The sequence below is a fragment of the Hymenobacter bucti genome (genome assembly GCF_042681145.1).
GTDB lineage: Bacteria > Bacteroidota > Bacteroidia > Cytophagales > Hymenobacteraceae > Hymenobacter > Hymenobacter bucti.
In genome coordinates this window covers 12,395-30,405 of the sequence record NZ_JBHUFD010000019.1, presented here as the reverse complement: position 1 = coordinate 30,405, position 18,011 = coordinate 12,395, and the positions used below count along the sequence as shown (strand labels likewise).

General features: G+C 53.5%; 14 protein-coding genes and 1 pseudogene. 12 read left to right on the top strand and 3 right to left on the bottom strand.

What is annotated here, in order from left to right:
- Positions 1–112: 112 nt before the first annotated feature.
- Together ACFSDX_RS23905 and ACFSDX_RS23900 are read right to left on the bottom strand one after the other, a co-directional pair.
- Positions 113–706, bottom strand: a complete 594-nt coding sequence (locus ACFSDX_RS23905) for a hypothetical protein (RefSeq protein ID WP_382318290.1) — start codon at positions 704–706, stop codon at positions 113–115.
- A 4-nt stretch (positions 707–710) separates the two neighbouring features.
- A complete protein-coding gene (locus ACFSDX_RS23900; RefSeq protein WP_382318288.1) occupies positions 711–1,469 on the bottom strand; it encodes a ParA family protein in 759 nt (252 codons plus the stop codon).
- A gap of 1,157 nt (positions 1,470–2,626) precedes the next feature.
- Here ACFSDX_RS23900 and ACFSDX_RS23895 point away from each other — a divergent pair.
- The 6 genes and pseudogenes from ACFSDX_RS23895 (at position 2,627) to ACFSDX_RS23870 (ending at position 9,659) form a co-directional block, all read left to right on the top strand.
- On the top strand, positions 2,627–3,145 hold the full coding sequence (locus tag ACFSDX_RS23895) for a BfmA/BtgA family mobilization protein (protein WP_382318286.1): 519 nt from the start codon (positions 2,627–2,629) through the stop codon (positions 3,143–3,145).
- A 13-nt stretch (positions 3,146–3,158) separates the two neighbouring features.
- Positions 3,159–4,178 (top strand): annotated as a pseudogene (locus ACFSDX_RS23890) (DUF5712 family protein).
- A gap of 39 nt (positions 4,179–4,217) precedes the next feature.
- Positions 4,218–6,518: a TraM recognition domain-containing protein gene (locus tag ACFSDX_RS23885; protein ID WP_382318284.1), complete on the top strand. Its 2,301-nt coding sequence runs from the start codon at positions 4,218–4,220 to the stop codon at positions 6,516–6,518.
- A 75-nt stretch (positions 6,519–6,593) separates the two neighbouring features.
- On the top strand, positions 6,594–6,890 hold the full coding sequence (locus ACFSDX_RS23880; protein ID WP_382318282.1) for a hypothetical protein: 297 nt from the start codon (positions 6,594–6,596) through the stop codon (positions 6,888–6,890).
- A gap of 2 nt (positions 6,891–6,892) precedes the next feature.
- Positions 6,893–8,194: a zeta toxin family protein gene (locus ACFSDX_RS23875; protein WP_382318281.1), complete on the top strand. Its 1,302-nt coding sequence runs from the start codon at positions 6,893–6,895 to the stop codon at positions 8,192–8,194.
- Positions 8,195–8,867: 673 nt separating this feature from the next.
- On the top strand, positions 8,868–9,659 hold the full coding sequence (locus tag ACFSDX_RS23870) for a bestrophin-like domain (RefSeq protein WP_382318280.1): 792 nt from the start codon (positions 8,868–8,870) through the stop codon (positions 9,657–9,659).
- 377 nt (positions 9,660–10,036) lie between these two features.
- Here the strand turns inward: ACFSDX_RS23870 and ACFSDX_RS23865 are convergent, their stop codons facing one another.
- A complete protein-coding gene (locus ACFSDX_RS23865) occupies positions 10,037–11,149 on the bottom strand; it encodes a glycoside hydrolase family 43 protein (RefSeq protein WP_382318278.1) in 1,113 nt (370 codons plus the stop codon).
- A 595-nt stretch (positions 11,150–11,744) separates the two neighbouring features.
- Here ACFSDX_RS23865 and ACFSDX_RS23860 point away from each other — a divergent pair.
- From ACFSDX_RS23860 to ACFSDX_RS23835, 6 genes are all read left to right on the top strand, one after another.
- Complete coding sequence (locus ACFSDX_RS23860) at positions 11,745–13,442, top strand: sensor histidine kinase (RefSeq protein ID WP_382318276.1); 1,698 nt, start codon at positions 11,745–11,747, stop codon at positions 13,440–13,442.
- Between the two features lie 4 nt (positions 13,443–13,446).
- Positions 13,447–13,890 (top strand): response regulator, encoded by a 444-nt coding sequence (locus tag ACFSDX_RS23855; protein WP_382318274.1) that lies wholly within the window; start codon positions 13,447–13,449, stop codon positions 13,888–13,890.
- Positions 13,891–14,252: 362 nt separating this feature from the next.
- Positions 14,253–14,624, top strand: coding sequence for a hypothetical protein (locus ACFSDX_RS23850; RefSeq protein ID WP_382318271.1), 372 nt, complete (start codon positions 14,253–14,255; stop codon positions 14,622–14,624).
- A 428-nt stretch (positions 14,625–15,052) separates the two neighbouring features.
- The gene (locus tag ACFSDX_RS23845) at positions 15,053–15,382 is read left to right on the top strand and encodes a hypothetical protein (RefSeq protein WP_382318268.1); all 330 of its coding nucleotides are present in this window, start codon (positions 15,053–15,055) and stop codon (positions 15,380–15,382) included.
- Between the two features lie 525 nt (positions 15,383–15,907).
- Positions 15,908–16,513 carry a Crp/Fnr family transcriptional regulator gene (locus tag ACFSDX_RS23840; protein ID WP_382318266.1) on the top strand — a complete coding sequence of 202 codons (606 nt, stop codon included), beginning with the start codon at positions 15,908–15,910 and terminating at the stop codon, positions 16,511–16,513.
- 172 nt (positions 16,514–16,685) lie between these two features.
- Positions 16,686–17,420, top strand: a complete 735-nt coding sequence (locus ACFSDX_RS23835; RefSeq protein ID WP_382318264.1) for an SDR family oxidoreductase — start codon at positions 16,686–16,688, stop codon at positions 17,418–17,420.
- Positions 17,421–18,011: the final 591 nt, after the last annotated feature.

Here is an 18,011-nt window from a genome sequence, read left to right as displayed (position 1 = left end):
CCGTTAGGAACTGCCCTTGATTGGCGCGTCGCAGCGCCGAATTAGGAGCAAGTATTGCCGGCGACCAAACCGACCTCACTTCTAACCAGTCCAGCAAATTACAACCTTTATGCTATTTTGCAGGTAATTTTCCTTGCTTACGCAGGTGCGCCTCGTAGTGCTGATGAGCGGCTTCTACATAAGATTGAATATTACGAGGTGTATTTTCTTCTTTTGGAAGTAAGGCAAGTAACAATTTAATATCCCCCCAAACGGTCTCTCGAATCTTTACCGAGCGCACGGCAGGCGGTTCGACCCCTTGCTCAGTAATCATCGTTGGCTTACGGCCACGGCGGCCAGGAGCAACTGTTACCGTTGATTGGGGAACTGGCTTGGTTGGTGCAGGTGCAGTAGCTACGGGTATAGGTTCGACGGACGTAGTAGTGGCCAAGTCGAGCGCAGCCTCGGTAGCAGGTGCAGTGGTCACGTCAAACGTAGGCTCAACAACCGTAGTCACCAACTCAGTAGCCACAGGCGCGGCTAACCTAGTTGGAACAACAGCAGGCGCGGCAGGTTCAGTGGCCATCAGAGCTACTGGCTGATTTAGGACCACCGCAGCTTCGCTAGCTTGCTTGGTCTTTTCGCCATCCATTCTAGCACGGGCAGCAGTTCTATCCGAATCTGAGACAGGAATACGGCCGCGAGGTGGTACATAGGTTTTAGCCATTGCCTTATTCAGTTACAGTGGTAGATGATTCGCCCGAAGCCGCTTTGGTATTCGGTAGGCTCAAGCGTTCTATCAGCTCCTCACACACGCGGCGTATTTCTTCCGAGCTTTCCTTGGTGCCACCAGCATAGGTGCGGAAGCCAGGAGTAAGCAGGCTATGCAGAGTAGACGCCCGCGAGTAGGCCAGGCGGTTACTTAGAAATGACTTAAAGCGAGAGAGGCCCAGCCCGTCTATGTACTCATCCATTTCTTTTTCTTCCCTACGGCCCGCAATTCGCTTAGTAGCTAGACCAAAGTAATCAAAGGGTAGCCCGGCCTTATTGGCAGCACCCTTAATACTTTCGAGGATACCCATAAACTCAGCAGTAGAAGCACGGTCTAGGTAGTCTGACACTAGTGGCACTATAACAGCGTCGCAGCTAGTGAGAGCGTTAAAAACATCTTCTCCGTCAGCCCGGCCCGGTATATCGATGATAATTAGATCGTATTCGTTTTCTGGGTTGTCGATGAAATCAAAGATTTTATCCAGGGCCAATGGGAATACGTCATAAGGATATTTTGCCGACGGGTCATGCTCTAGCATTGCAGCCATGCTAGGTGCATCAATCTGATTGCGCGTCTTGACAATGCTTTGCTGATAGTCACAATCCAAGATAGCGATTTTTAGGCCGTACTCAGTGGCAAGAGGAGCAGCCAGGACGAGAGCTAAAGTTGATTTACCCGAGCCGCCTTTTTGGGTAGCAAAGCTGATGATTTTTGACATGGCTTCTACTGGTTATAAGGTTGGGATTAAAGCCCCCGATTGGTCAGAGAGGAAGCAAGGCAAAGATAATAAAAAATAGTAAAGTGGTAAGATGGTAAAGTGGTAAGATGGTAAAGTAGTAAAGCAGTAAGATGGTAAGATGGTAAGGTAGTAAAGTGGTAAGGTAGTAAAGTGGTAAAGTGGTAAAGTGGTAAAGTGGTAAAGTGGTAAGGTAGTAAAGTGGTAAGGTAGTAAGGTAGTAAGGTAGTAAGGTAGTAAGGTAGTAAGGTAGTAAGGTAGTAAAGTAGTAAAGTAGTAAGGTGGTAAAGTGGTAAAGTGGTAAAGTAGTAAGGTGGTAAAGTGGTAAAGTGGTAAAGTAGTAAGGTGGTAAAGTGGTAAAGTGGTAAAGTGGTAAGGTGGTAAAGTGGTAAAGTGGTAAAGTAGTAAAGTAGTAAAGTAGTAAAGTAGTAAAGTAGTAAAGTAGTAAAGTAGTAAAGTAGTAAGGTGGTAAATAAGAAATAGAGCAGATAAAATTAGTTGAAAGTGGTAAGGTGGTAAAGTGGTAAGAAAATGACAGGAGAGAGGAAACGAGCTGAATAGAGCCAGGATAAGTATAGTAATTAAAAAGTGGTAAAGTGGTAATTTAGTATAAATACGGGAAGGTAAGTTAGGTGTAGGCAAAGAGTTGAACAGGTGGTAAGGAAGCCAGGTACTAGCTTTTCTCTCAACGACCCATAATTGCTAAAAAGCGCAAGGAGAAGCGGTAACTAAGAGTAGCGCTAGGAGCTAGAGTAGCTGAGTTGAGTGAGGTAGTTAGGAGTGATAATTAAAAGGAGTAACCGAAGCAACCGACGCCAGGTGGGTAGTCTTAGTACCTAATTGTAGTTATAGCCTAGTCATAGATAGTTGTAGCTTAATTCTAGATAAGTAGTCCGATATACAGGCGAAGCAAACCGTAGTAAAGAACCGTAACAATGCTCTTAGGAACCGTAACAATGCTATTAGGAACCGTAACAATGCTATTAGCAAGAAGAACAACACATTATCATATCTAAAAATATGATAATGTGTTGTTTATGTTTCAGCAGAGCTGAAGCTTGTAGGTTACTAGTCATAACTTGTTGACTTTTAGTATAGTTTTAACCTAGATTATCTCTAAAAATAGATTCTAAATGCCTATGCCCTCAAACCCGGAAATGAAAAGCGTAAACGTGCCCACGGCAGTACACAAGCTGCTAAGCGAGGAGGCCAAAAGGCTTGGTGTCAGCCAGGGCGAGTACGCCGCCGCCAGCGTCAGCTACTTTGCTAAGCGAAAGCTAAACCCACTCGATAATGACGCCCGCGAGGGCCAGTTGATTATGCAGCAGGTGAAAAAATTGGGCGACCGAGTTTTTAGTTACTTGCAGGAAGAGGAACGCAGTTTGCTTATCCCGATGCTAGAGGAAATGCTACGCACCCGAATAACAATAGACCGCTTGCTACGCATGAATGAGATTCTAGTGAACCGGCTCACACAGCAACTCAGTGTTTACACCGAGCAACAGTTAGCCGTGCAGCGGGAGAGCCTGAAGAAGCTACGGCAGCAGAACGAAGAAATGATAGAACAGCAGGTAAACGACGCCCTAACTAATGCCCGAGGGGCCGGTCACGGCAAGGCAAATGCAGGGGGCAGTCGGAGAAAAACGACCTATGATTAGTAGTTAATCTACCATGTATGTTAAGGTAATTAACCCAGCAACCCACGGACACGCCGCCTATAACAACAACGGCAGCAGCGCGCAAACGCTCAATTATTTGAAGCAAGAAGTAAGCAAGAATGGGAAAGAAGCCACCTTTTTTGGAGCCGAAAAGGACAAGATAGATACAGCAGAATTAATGCAGAGTATTGATAATAACGTGAAAGGTTTGCGCGCTGACGACGCCAAATTTTATTCATTAGTTATCAGTCCGAGCAGCAATAAACTAGCCCACATTGAGAACAGTGAGGTCAAGTTGAAGAAATATACTCGCGAAGTAATGGAACACTACGCGGAGAATTTTAAGCTGAAAAACGGGCGTAGTTTGGACAGTGAAAACCTGGTTTGAGGGGCCACCATTCACCAGAATAGAAGCTACCGAGGTACTGACCCGGAGGTGAACGCCGGCAGTGCCAAAGCAGGGGATAAGAGGCCGGGCTTACAGACCCATATTCATATCATTGTTAGTGCACGCGACACCGAGCAGAAAATCACGTTAAATCCGACTGGACGCCGGAATAGATTCAACCTCATAGAGTGGCAGAAGGTAGCAGGCAAGCAGTTTGAAAATCAGTTTGGCTATACCGCCCAGGAACACGAAAAAGTGCAACAGAAGCAGCGCGACGCCAGCCGCGATGCAGCCCGAGCCACCAAGATTGGAGAGCGAGTAGAGGGCATTAATATGCTAGTACCGAAGGAGCAGCAACTAGACCCCCGGCAGGTGCAGAAGATAGCCGAGGCCCGCGAGTATGATAAGAGCTTTTACCGAATGCTAGAACGGATAGAAGGTCGGGCGCAGGAAGGGCTACCGATTGATAACGCTTACCAATTGCTGAGTACTGGCCGAGAAAAGCCGGAGCAGCAGCAGGGAGCCACAAGCACTTTGCGTGCCTTGCAGCAGGCGCTACGGTCGGGCAGTAGCCAAGACAAACAGACCGAGAATGTAGCCGAGAAAAAAGGCCGGAATAAGGACGAACTAGATATTGAAATGTAGTGCAAACAATGAGTTTTTCCACCATAGCCTTACCCTAATATGAGTAGTCCAACCCCTAAACCGGCAGGCAACGCGCAGAACACCGGGCTGATATTCGTGCTCCTAATTCTGGCCATTATCGGCGGGGAGTATTATACCCTACTACACGGCCAGGAGGTAGCAGAAGCTAGGGCCGTGCAGTTTGCCGAGCCAGAGATAGTAGCTCTCAGCCCACAGGAAAAATTAGCAGCTCGTAAGGCTGCTTTTGCCGAGCAGCAGCGCCAGCGTATCCTTGCCGCGCAGCAGCTTAACGCCACCCGCAAAGTACCAGGCCAGCCCCAGCGCGCCGGCATCCCGACCCACGGCACCGAGTTAGCAGTTACGGAGCAAGTAGACCACGCAGCAGCAGTGGCCAAGGCTGGCCAGGGCGTCAAGTCTAAGCTGTTAGTAAAGGCTGCGAAGTTCTACGGCCCGGCAGGCGTCTATTTGCGGACGCTCTTACTCTTATCAGCCATTGCCCTGGTATTCGTGCAGAAGGCACCCGCCGACGTGCCAGGCAAGCCCAAGCGCAAGCCAGTTGATAAGAAGGTGCTACAAATCATTTTGGGCATTTGCGCGGTCGTCTTTTTGATTACCGGCTATATGTTGCTCAATATTCACACCTACACCGTCTGCTTTATCAAGCTGGGGTATCCGATAGCGGCAGCAGCGGTGCTGGCCAGTGGCGGCTTAGCTGGCCTTCTTTGGGCCAGTACCAAGCGGCCGGCTTTCGGGCTGACCACGGAGCGCAAAAAGGTTGAAACGCCTAACAGCGTCTACTTCCCTACGGCTGATGGAGGTTGGATAACCATAGCTAACCCCTTCCGAGGCACCCTAGTATTAGGTGGTGCAGGTGCAGGCAAAACCTACTCGATAGGAGAGCCAATGGTAGAGCAGTTTGCTTACCTGAATTTTGCGGGCCTCATCTACGACTTCAAATTTCCGGTATTAGCCGGGGTAGCGCAGAAGGCAGTTATCCTAGCTGACCGTCGGCATAAGGCTGAGCAGGAAAAGGCCAAGGGATTGCTAAGCATGGGCAAGTCCAAGCTGACAAAGGAGCAAGAGAAGCGGCTAAATGAAAAGCCGGTACAACTCCACATTATCAATTTCCGTGACCTTACCCGCAGTGAGCGCGTGAACCCGCTACGTGCAGCAGATATGCCCGTCGTAGCCTTTGCCGAGGAGTACAGCCGGGCTATCATCAATAACCTGAACCCGACGAGCATCAAGAAAATGGAGTTCTTTGATATTAGCGCGGTATCTTACCTAACGAGCATCATTTGGTTCTACAAGAAGCACTACCCGCAGTATTGCACCATTCCCCACGTCGTAGCAACGGCCATGCACGACGACTTTAAGCACGTTTTAAGTATGCTCGATACTGATTTAGAATGCGGTGATATGGCCCGTTCTATCATTACCGCAGTAAAGCAGAAGGCAGAGAAGCAAATAGCGGCCGTAATTGCCACCTTACAGGTAATCCTAACCCGGATTAACAGCCCCGAAATTGTATGGGTACTAACCCCGGATGAATACAACAAGGACGAGAGCCTACGCGAAGGTTTCTCATTGGCTCTAAATGACCCCGACGCACCGAAGCTGCTTTGCATTGGTAACGACCCTACGCTGAAATCTACCTTCTCCCCGGTAGTAAGCTGCATTATTACAGTGGCTATAAAACTGATGAATCAGCAGGATAAGCACCGCAGCTACATATTTTTGGACGAAGCCGCGACTATCTATGTACCGGGCCTAGAGGAGTTGCCGAACACCGGCCGAAGCAATTTGATTGCTACCGTATATATGACCCAGGACATAGCTCAAATGGTAGATTCCTACGGCCGGGATAAGATGAATGTAATGACCGCTAGCTTTGGTAATAGCTTTTTTGGTAAAGTGAACTCGCTAGAAACCGCCAAATACATTTCGGAGTTGGTAGGCCGCGAGGACAAGGAAATGACGAGTACTAGCACTGGCAGTAGCCAAGGCGGCACCGGCAGCCGCAACAGTTCAACTAATCAAAGCACGAGTTACCAGGAGCGCAACTTGGTACGGGTGCAGGACATTATCAGCTTGAAGCAAGGAGAGTTTATTGGTCAGACAGTTGAAACCAATAGCCCCTTTTTCCAGGGTACGATTAACCGGACAGATGCCACACAAGAGCGTTTTCCTTTGCAACCAATGGTGACTTTTGCCGCTGAGGGAGCCGACCCAGCCGCCGCTCTGAATAAGACCGTGCAGGAGAACTTTTTACGGGTACGCCAAGAGGTAAAAGACATTATTACTAGTCATCCAAATACCTTAGCCGGAGCTAGCCAATAAAGTGGCTTTTTTTGAGCACAATTTTACCTAATAGCCCGTTTATACCATAAGGTTTTACTTTTAACAATCCTTGCTATGCACCCATTTGATAATAAGGCCGAACTGATACAGACGGAGGATTGGAAGCAATCTTATCGTCAGAGCATTCGGCAGCAAGCTATAGCTAATGATTCGTTCTTAACCTACTATGACGAGCAGAATCGCCTAGTGCGGGAGTATCCTGCTACAGGTGAGATTTACCAAGTTTCGCCTGACAATAAAACCTTAACCCTGCTTTCTATAAACGGCCAGGCCGTGCTGGAAAGCGAGAAAATAGTGAAATCTATAACAGATATAGCTGAGTTGAATAAAGCATCGGAAACGGCTTTTTAAGCATGAATCCAGAGGAAAAACAGCCGACACTTTATGTATTTGCCGGTCCTAATGGGGCTGGCAAATCCACTTATTTTAATAAACTAGAGGAGCGCTTTCCAGGTATTCAGCAGATTAACGCGGATGTTACCGCTGCAAAGAATCCGCATCTAGGCGCAATGGGAGTAGGAGCAATTATGGCTAGGCAATCCCAGGAGCTATCCAGTAGGCGGGAAAGCTTTTCGTGGGAAACCAACCTAGCTAAGCAGAGCAATTATAAGATGTTCCAAGGCTACCAGGAGCAGGGCTACAAATTAGATGTTACCTACGTCAATGTCCAATCGGTAGAGCTTGCTAAGAACCGCGTGGCCCAACGAGTAGCCGCAGGAGGCCACCCTATACCAGAGAAGCAAATTGAAGAACGCTACGTGGCTGCTTTGGAACTCATTAAGCAAAACTATAAAGTACCTGACCGGCTAGAGTTGGTAGACAACTCGGGAAAAGAGCACCGAACAGTATTAGTGCTTGAAAAAGGGAAAATCATTCAGCAGGCCGAGCCACTACCCAAGTGGGCGGCTGATATCACAACTCACATCAACAGAGTTAATAGGATAGAGAATATGGAGCGTCATGAAGCGGCTACCCAAGCACCCGTAAGCCCAAAAGAGCAGTTTAAGGAAGCCGCCACACACGTAGCAGGGGAACTGAAAGCTACTGGCCTGCCCGCAGATGCTTTGGCAGCAGCTCGATTGCAGGAGGTAAGCCGTTTCCTTGAGCGCGTGCCTTATATCGGCGGGATGAATAAGGAGAATGTAGACAAAGCCCTGACCGCAGCCGACAAGATACCCACCATAGCCAATAGCCCCCAACTAGAGCAGTTACGCAACGCAACAACGGCCTTAGCACAGCCAGGCTTAGAGCAGCAATCGGGCGTAGCGCAAAAAGAGAAGGTAGAGAGCCGCGACCAGAGTCAGCCAGAACGAGGTGCAGTGCCAGCCCCAGCCGGGCCAACGCACGACCAAGCGCGGGAAACGTATCTTAAAAACGTAGGGCCACTAATGCAAGGCTTGAAAGAGAACGGCGAAGGTTTGAACGCAGCCCGATTGCAGGAGGTAGCTAAATTTATTGAGCGCACCCCCTATGTTGCCGGAATCAATAAGGAGAACGTGGATAAAGCGCTCAGTGCAGCAGACCGGATACCTGGCTTAAGTAGTAGCAAGGAATTAGGCGAATTAAAGGGTGCAGTTACTGTAATGTCACAATCTCTTACCCAGGAGCGTAGCAGTCCAAGTACCGGCCGTGATAGCGGCGGTATTGAACGCTAACTATCAGCTTGCAGCAGGGAATTTATCGGTAGAGGGTAGATACCAATAGAACTTTCTTAAGACCTTTACTATAGGAATTATTGTTGATAATCAAGTGTTTGTATTGCATGGCAACCATTTGCCGTGAAAATGTGGGCGCGATGATGATTTAGTCGTCACCGCAACCCACGCAAAGTGGCTAAGCTCTCGGAGCTGCTGATTTCATGAGCACTTCAAAAAACGTTAGTTAATGGAGTGCTCATGAAATCAGCATTTTCCGAGTTCTTTAAGCACTGACCACAGGCTCCATTATAGGGTCTATTTTTGGAGGGCTCAGAAAGCATAGTTCGCAAACCAGAAGGACAAAAACTTTCGGAGTCTACTTATTGACCCAGCAAAAAGTGGGTTTCGGTTTGTCTAATGGGGGAGGGGAGGGGTGTCAGAATTGCGCGCCTTTCGGAGCCACGAGGTAGGCAGACTCCGAATTGTGTTGGCATTCTTTTGAGGGAAGCGCACAGGGTAGGCACTGACGCGTTGGGAAATAAAAATGCTTGGGGCGACGGATTGGGCCCATTTTCGAGCCGGTTGCGCGTAGAAGCCGCTAATAATGTGATTGCTGCCTTGCTACCCGCTTATGGAAGCTTCTTCGACCCCGGAGGGCGTGTTTTACGCCGTCGCCTCTTTCCCCGCTTATATGCTTTGGTTATACGAAATTCCCACCTGGCTACTGGCCGTCTTTATCGTGGGCCTGACGGTGCTGCTGGCCCTAGCGGGCCTGCGCCTGGTGCACCGCCGCCTGCACCGAAGCTCAGCCGTCACCCTTATCGACAATGGCACCGTGGGCTGGTTTTTCTCCGGCGTCACGGTGCTTTACGGGCTCACGCTGGGCTTGCTGACGGTGGCGACCTGGCAAAACTACTCCACCGCAGCCGGCATTGCCTCGCAGGAGGCTGCCTCGCTGGCCGTGCTCTACCGCGACCTGAGCGGCTACCCCGCTCGCGTGGGCCAGCCGCTCCAGCAGCAGCTGCGCCACTATACCCAATCCATCGTGCACCAGTCATGGCCGGCCCAGCGCCGGGGACTGGCCAACGACCAGGAACGCCTGGTGCTCACCCGCTTTCAGCTGGAGCTGCTGCACACCGAGGTGACGAGCAGCAGCCAGCAGGTGCTGCACAGCGAGGCGGTCGCCACGTTTAACAAGCTGGTGGAGCTGCGGCGGCAGCGCATCGAGAGCATCGGCAGCAGCGTGCCGGGGGTGCTGTGGGGCGCCGTGCTGATGGGGGCGGTCATCACCATCCTCTTTTCGTACGGCTTCGTGGTGGTGAGCCTGCGCCTGCACGCGGTGTTGACGGGCTTGCTGGCGCTCATGGTGGGGGTGATGATTTTTGTGATTGCTGCCCTCGACCACCCCTATCTGGGCGAAGTAAGCGTCACGGCGGACGCCTACCAGGTGGTACTGGACAAAGTCATGGTGCCGGTTCAGTAAGCGGACGAACGCAACCGCCTAGTTCCGGCCTCCCGACGCGGAGCAGCGGAGCTGGGCCATCCCGCTTAACCTGAACCAGAACTAGGGGTCACGAGAGTAGGAACAGAGAACCCCGCTAAGCTGCTTGCCGCCGTAAAGGGCACGCTCTGAAAGGCTATAGGCCCTCTCTACTAGCAGCTTAGCAAGCCAAGGGGAGGAGATAGGACTAGGGAGCTAGTTACTCCCTTCCTTTCCGGTGAGATGGCACTACTTGAATTGAGTAGTAGCCTGCTGCGGCTAGTTGAATTTACTTAGCGGCGTTTTCTGTGTTTACCCTAGGGCGACCCCGGCTGCAAACTTGGCCGCACCGGCCTCCGGACCACCTCTTTGGGCGGGAGTCACGGGCTGGTTTTCGGTTGGGCCGGCCCGGACGCCTGCTTGCCCGCCCCACTTTTACGCTGCCAGTAACGCTCCAGCCGGTCGGCTTCCTTTTTGGTGAGCTGAATAACGGCCCCGTGCTTGGGCGACGTGAAATTAGTGGTCTTCAGGCGGCCTTCGTTGAAATGCCCCAGGTCCTGAAAGGCTGTGAAGTCCCTCGTCTGCACAAAGCCAAAGTTGTGCGGCTGAATGCTAAAGATATCGTACAGCATCACCCAGTTGTGCTCGCCGATGCGCTTCCACACGTTGGGCGCTTCGCAGGCCCCCGGCTCGACATCCACCCACGCCGGGTTGTAGCGGTACCCACTGTGGAGGCTGTCGGAGAGGGCGAGTTTGATGCCGCCGGGCTTTTCCTGCGCCACGTAGGCCAGGCAAAACCGACCATCGGGCAGTTGGGTAATGTCCGCGTCGAGCACCTGAATGGCCGGGTCCGGGTAGGTGAACAATAGCTTCGGCGCCGAGGTAAGGCGGGTAAAGGCTGCGTCCGTGTAGGCGTAGTAGAGCTGGGTGGGCCCGTTGCCCAACCGCATGGTGAAATACAGCATCAGCTGGCCGGCCACCGCGTCATAGATCGTTTCGGGCGCCCAGGCGCAGCCGATGTGCTGCAATTCGGGAAACGCCTGGTCGAGGCGGACCTCGTGGTGCGTCCAGTGAATCAGGTCCATGGATTTCAGGAGCACCAGCCCCCGGTTATTGCCCCAGCCATATGCCTGCTCCTCCCGCTCCCAGCGGGTAGGGCGGTAGCCCTTCTGCTGGGCAAACAGGTGCAAATCCGTCATGGCTAGGTAGAAAGCCCCGTCTGGTCCCCGGTAGATATGCGGGTCGCGGATGCCCCGCTGCTCGGCAATGGTATCGCCGGCAATCACGGGCTGCCCGTCGTTGACGGCGGTAAAAGCGTAGCCATCGCGGCTCGTGGCCATGAACAGGCTGTGCGTGGGGTCGGTGAAGAAGACCATCAGGTAGGCCCCCATCTTCTTTTCAGCGGGTGGCCTCAGGAGGGGCTGCGCCATCCCCCCGGTGGTTGCACTCAGGAACAGGGCAGTAACGACTGCCAGCCAGGGTAAGTATTTCATGTTCTGCGGGGCAGTTAAACAAGTAGTAGGGATTGAAAAGCAAACGGAGCGCTCCCAAGAACTACTGTCCCTCAGCACCTTGTGTACTTGTCATAATTCTTTGTCCAACTACCAACGCAAAACAATAGTGGCTGTTGCAGAACTCTCCGGTTCATTTAAAAGCTGGTCGTCGCCCTTACAAAGGCGCAAATAAGGTGCGATTACGGCCGATTTACTCGCCCGATTTGACTAGCGGTATCTGCGTACGAGCCCTAGGTGGAGTTCTGCAACAGCCACTACTGTTTTTCGAATGACTTCCCTACCTACGCCAAAGGCCTTGAAAACGTGGTTTTCAGGGCCGTTTTGCGAGGGGGTTTTTCGAACGGACTTACTGGCTCAGAAAGTACCGGTTTGCTATAATGATTCAGAACCTACTTCCTGAGCTAATGAGGTACCTCCTAAGCTAGCTTTCAGCACTCATCAGAGGGGGCCTCAGTATGGTTATGGTGCGCCTTTCTGAGCCACTAAGCTGTAACGGCTAGGTTTGTTCAGGCCATTGGTTACCCATCGCTTTCGCAAAGCTTTTCCTAAGCAGGCACCTGCTCCCCATTTTCGTGTGCACCTTCGGCCACGCTCTTCCGTTTCGCTGGTTTCTGCTCGTCTGCTCATTGCCCCTGGTGCTCCCGACTTCCCTGCCGCCCCTTTCCTGTCGGAGGGCGTGCTACGCGACCTGCTGGTCATTTCACTTACCGGCGTCAACGTGCTACGTCCAGTCTACGGTCCTGGCCCTGCCGGCGCGATTGAAGACTTCGACCTAGTCTACCTCAGCCCCGCTGGCCAGCGCATGACGGGCCTAGCCGAGCGTCCCGACGGCACCCTGCTCACCCGCTTCCCGCACACTGACGTGGCCGGTATTCTAGGATACTACCGACGCGTGTACCTACAGGGGGACCTCGACGTTTACGAAGTCAACTACCAGGCCGACGGGCTCGACAACTACTTCCGCCTCGTCGCCCGGCGTAGCGGCGACTGGCTGGTGGTCAGCTTCACCGATACCAGCGACCAGGACCGCAGCGCCGTCGAGCAAGCCCTGCGCGAAAGCCAGGCCCGCGAGCAAGCCGCCCGCACCGCCGCCGAGCATCAGCGTAACGAGCTGCGGGAGTTAGTGGCGCAGGCCCCCGTCGCGGTGGCAGTCTACCGGGGTCCGCAGTATCGGGTTACCGTGGCCAACGCCGCCACGCTGGCCATCTGGGACCGCAAATGGGCTGACGTGCAGGACCGGCCCGTGTTTGAGGAGGTGTTGCCCGAGGCGGCGGACCCCTCCGTGGTAGCCCACTTCGACCAGGTCTTCACCACGGGCCAGCCCTTCACGGCGCACGAGCGGCCCACTATTATTAACCGCCACGGGCAACCCGAGGTAGTGTACTGGAATTTCGCGTTTCAACCCAGTCGCGAGCCCGATGGCCAAATCCGGGGCATCATATCCGTCGGTACTGATGTGAGCGAGCAGGTCCGAGCCCGCCAGCAGGTCGAGGGCCTCAACCAAGAGCTGGCCTCTATCAACGAGGAGTTGCGGGCCACCAACGGAGAATTGCAGCTGGCCAACGGCCAGCTCACGCGCACCAACGCGGACCTGGACAACTTCATCTACACGGCCAGCCATGATTTGAAGCAACCCATTGCCAATATCGAGAGCCTGCTGCACGCCTTGGACCGGGAATTGCCCCCGGCGGCCCTGGTGGGCGATGTGCCGGAAATGCTGCGGCTCATGCAGCAGGCCACCGAGCACTTCCGGCGCACTGTCGAGCAGCTTACCGACGTGAGCAAGCTGCAACAGGCCCACGCTCAGCCCGCCACGCCAGTACTGCTAGCTACCGTGGTGGCGGACGTGCGGCTCGACCTACTGCCGCTCGTGCAGCAAACTCAGGGTTGGCTCGTCTTCGACGTGCCGGCGGCGGTCCGCGTACCGTTTTCTGAGCAGAACCTGCACGCGGTGGTGTACAATCTGCTCAGCAACGCCCTTAAATACCGCCACCCCGACCGGGCCCCCGAGGTGCGGTTCACCTACTTTCGGCAAGACCAGCAGCATGTGTTGCAGGTGCAGGACAACGGCTTAGGCTTCGACGTCGCCCAAGCCGAAGGCAAGCTCTTTGGTCTGTTCCAGCGCCTGCACACCCACGTCGAGGGCACCGGCATTGGCCTCTATATGGTAAAGAAAATGGTGGAAAACAGCGACGGACGTATCGAGGTGGCCAGCCAGCCCGGCAAAGGCAGCACCTTCACCGTTTTTCTTCCCGTACACCCGGTATCCTGATTCCTTGTCCCGTTTCGCTATGGCCACCCTGCCCACTATCCTGCTTGTTGACGACAACTCTACCAACAACTTTCTCAACACCAAGCTCCTGCACTACGTCGACCCGAACGCGCAGGTGCTCACGGCCTTAGACGGCCAGGAAGGCTTGGACCTGCTGCGCACTCGTTGCCAGCCGCCCACGCCCAGTTGTCCGAGCCTCATCTTTCTGGACCTCAACATGCCTGTTATGAACGGGTTCGAGTTCCTCGAAGCCTACCGGCACTGGCCCGAGGCCCAGCGGCAGGGTGTAGTCGTCGTGGTGCTGACCACCTCCAGCAGCCCCCGCGACCTAACCCGCCTCCAAACCATTCCCGGCGTGGGCGTGCTAGCCAAACCCCTCACCGAAGCGAAGGTTGCCCAAGTGCTGGCTGACTATTTTCCGCTTAGTTCAGCGGTAAGCTCGCTTTAGTTAGCAATTGGGCACAGGTGGTTGGTGCGCGGGTCATATTCGCCTCCTTGGGCAGCTAACCCTATTTTGGGCATGGTAGGTAAACAGGATTTTATGGGCAGTGGGGAAGTGCAATCTTCTCCCTCTTGTTTCTAGGAATAATCCCTTTACGTAATGCCATTTATATCTCCACTCTTGGAATCAGTACGGTTTTCGGCCTCTGGTGATTTGCCCGCGGAATAGTGCTTAGCTAAGGCTACCCATCTTTTAAGACCGTAGCTTACTATCACCGATACCCTTTACAGGTTGTAGGTGCGGTTCGGGCACTAATGCAACGATTGCCGGCCAGGGATGCTCGTTAGATTAAGCAACCCTTTCAAACCATGAAAAAGCTCTTACTTCTACTAGCCATCGTGCTAGCTGGCTGCCAAAGGGATACCGACGTAGTCCCCGACACGGCGATGGCCGCTGATGAGGTGGAGATTACCACTCAGGGCCGTAACTACGACTGCGGGGTAGCGCAGGTGGTGGCGAGCGACCTAGCCCAGGTGCAGCGCGTAATTGGGCCAGCGGCCTACGAGCCTACTTATTTAGCTTACCAGCTCGATACGGCCCTGTGGGTGCGTAAAAACCGGGTGCTGTACGTACGCATTCGCAAGCGGCAGCCAAATGAAGCTGTTATGTGCTTGGCGCGCGGCCCAGGCTACGCGGCGTTTGTCGTAATCAGCGCCCGTATAAAACCCGGCAGCGAGTAAGCAGTGCTTGGATTTAGTCTTGGCTGATAAGCTTACCACGAGCGACTATGTAGTTAAGTTATTGTTACAAAGTAAGTAACATAAATTTACATATTGAAAACGACGAACTACAGCACGTAAAAGGGCTTAGAAACTCAACCCTAGAATCAGTGCGGGTTTTTGCCCTGTTGGCCATTGAGCCCGGCGTGGTACTTTGGCCGTTATGAGGCTCCCATTTGGGCGTTTACGAAACTCATCCCCTCAGCACGTTTCCATAAGTATCCAGCGTCGCAGCAGCAAAAAGCCATGGCCCACTAGACCAGGGTAGGTTGTAGATAATGAGTATATTAGCGCGCATGAAAGCGCTCCTACTAGCCTCTGCCCTGCTGACTGGCCTAACCAGTGTTAGCTGCCACAAAGCCGATGACGTTACCCCGGTTACCCCGGTTATGCCACCCCCTACACAGGCACAGTTGCTCATCGGTAAATGGGTGCTCGTCCGGCAGTCCCGGACGGATGGCCAAACCACGAATACGGCTACGTTGGATAATGGCTACTACGTGCGCGAGTTTACTACTGACGGCCGGTGGCTTAACTATTCCGGTACGAGGGTTAACGATACCTACCCGTATAGCCTAGCTAATGGGGTCATCACGATTGACGCCTCCCAGCCGATTAGCCACACCATTACCTCTTTAACGAGCACGGCGTTAGTCGTTACTTATCCAGGTCAGTCCACCTACACCTTTACGGACACCTTTGTGCGCGCTACCAAGTAGAAGTGAACTAGGCGTTGTGCAGCCACGGCTACGGCATTCAGGACCTGGTGCGGCCCTACGCTTGGCCGATCAGACCCTGGCAGCGAAAAATTCTATGCAGTCATGAAGCTCGCCTCGGCCTTTGATGCGGTGTTATTTCTACGCAAAACCACCGCTGTGACCTTATTACCTTAAAAATTCAACCCTATTTACGTGTCAGCCACCACGGATTACTACTTGTAAAATGACGCTGGTTTTACATAACGCCCGCTATAAACCCACTCTTGAAATAAGTGCGGGTTTTGGCCCGACTGACTACTACACTCAGCGCAGTATTTTTCCGGTTTATCTAGTATGATTTAGCACAATCTATGGTGGTTGGGACGAGGCTAAGTATACTACCAGCTTGCTCTATCACTAATCCCAAGCAGAAACCGGCTGCGCCCGTACTTTTTACCATCTGGTAACTACTGCCCGCGCCCCAAGCAGGACCTTTAGTGCGTGCCGATTGCCTGGCGCCACGCCACATGCTACCCGCTTGCGTCCATGACCGACTCGCCCCTTGACGACTTTCTGCTGCAATTCCACTATTTCAGCCCGCAGCAACTCCAGCTTATCCGCAGCCAGGCCGTGGCACGCACCTACCAGCCGGGCGACTACTTTTCGGAGGCCGGACGAGTGGCGCAAGAAATCGGCTTTGTCGTGGCCGGCGTTTTCCGCGTGTGCTACTTCGACCGGGACGGCACGGAAAACACCAAGTACTTTGTGGAAGAGAACCACTTCGTGGTGGATTTGCAAAGCTATCGGTTCAAGCAGCCCTGCACCGAGTACGTACAGGCCGTGACGCCGGTACAGGTGCTGGTCTTTCAGGCCCGCGCCTGGCAGACGCTGAGCCTTACTATTCTCGCGTGGCCACAGGTGGAACAGCAGTTCTTCACGCGGGCGCTGCTGGAAAAAATGAACCGGCGCAGCGCGCTGGTCAGCCCCAACGGGGCCACCCGCTACGCACAGTTTCTGACTACGTTCCCGGGCCTGGCCAACCGGATTCCGCTGGCCTACCTGGCTTCCTACATTGGCGTCACACCACAGTCGCTGAGTCGTATCCGCCGCCGGCTGGATAGTCGGCCCGATTCCTCGGACGCAACCACCTGACCAGCTCCCCCTACTCTGGCGACCAAACCAGGGTAGGTAAGCCGGGGGCTACCCGCACTAGGAGCTACCGGAGCCATGGTGTAAGCCGGTTGGCTGCTTTTTACCTAAAGGTAAGTAAACCCTTCGGCTGCCGCCGGACCTTCGCCCGGTACTTATCCCCCTCGCAAAACGCATGAAACAGGTTCTTATTACGGGTGCCAACAAGAGCATCGGCCTAGAAACCGCCCGGCAATTGGCGCAACAGGGCTACTTTGTCTACCTCGGCTGCCGAGACTTGGCCAAAGGGCAGCAGGCCGTGGCCCAATTGGCCGAAGCCGGCCTCGGCCACGTCGAAGCCATTCAACTCGATGTCTGCGATAAAGCGTCTATTCAGGCGGCCGAACAAACCATCCGGGCGAAGACCAATGTCCTGAACGTGTTGATTAACAATGCCGGCGTTCGAGGGGAGATGCCCCAAAACGCGTTGACTACCGGCACTGCCCAGCTACGAGAGGTCTTCGACACCAACTTCTTTGGCACCATTGATGTGACACAGGCCTTTCTGGACCTGCTCGGGCAGGCGCCGGTTCCCGTTATTGTCAACATCACCTCGGGCCTGGCCTCGCTCACGTTGCAAAGCGACCCAACGTGGGTCTATGCGCCCTATAAACTAGCGGCCTACGGCCCCTCGAAAACGGCCCTCAATGCCTATACCGTCTTCCTGGCCTATGAGCTGCGCGCGAAAGGCTTTAAAGTCAATGCCGTTGATCCAGGCCAAACGGCCACCGACTTTACTGGGCACCAAGGTGGGGCCGTAACGGATGCCGCCCGGTTTGTAGCCCAACACGCCACCTTTGGTGCCGACGGCCCCACGGGGAAGTATTTTAGCCGGGACGCGCCGGCCGGCGAAACCGAAAGCCCTTGGTAGCCAATACGTAAGGACAGCTTAAAGATAGGGAAAGGGCAACTCGAATGGAGTTGCCCTTTCCGCGTTATAGTCAAGAGGTTAGCAGGCAAGCCTACAAAGAACGAGCGTTGGCAAATCCCCCGATTACCAGTTGACCTACCCTTTTAACCAAAGCCAACTTCACCGCCTATTCAGCGCTCAGCTTGTATAATGATACTAATTCACTGATCTTTACGTACTACAAACGACCGTGGCTGTTGCAAAACGCGCCGGGTCGTTCAACAAGAGAGGCCAGCGCACAAAGGGCCAAAAAGCAGCATTTATACCCGGTTTCTGGGCTGCTTTAGCGACCAGCGACCGGGTACCAAGTCAAAAATAGGGCCTTGCAACAGCCACTGCCGCCAAATGATTCAATACACAGGCCATCTGTGGGTTTGCCTGGCCGGGAGGAGTCCAGCCTTATGTGCCGACCGCAGGCCCGACTGCTGAGCGACAAAGTGCCTGGACGGCCCGAAGCTCCCGTGCTAGGTAGTACCTAAGTCCGTACGGCGTGTTCATGCACGCTTACCAAAAAGCTAGCGGCGGCCGGGCCATCGATTAACTTTTCAATCA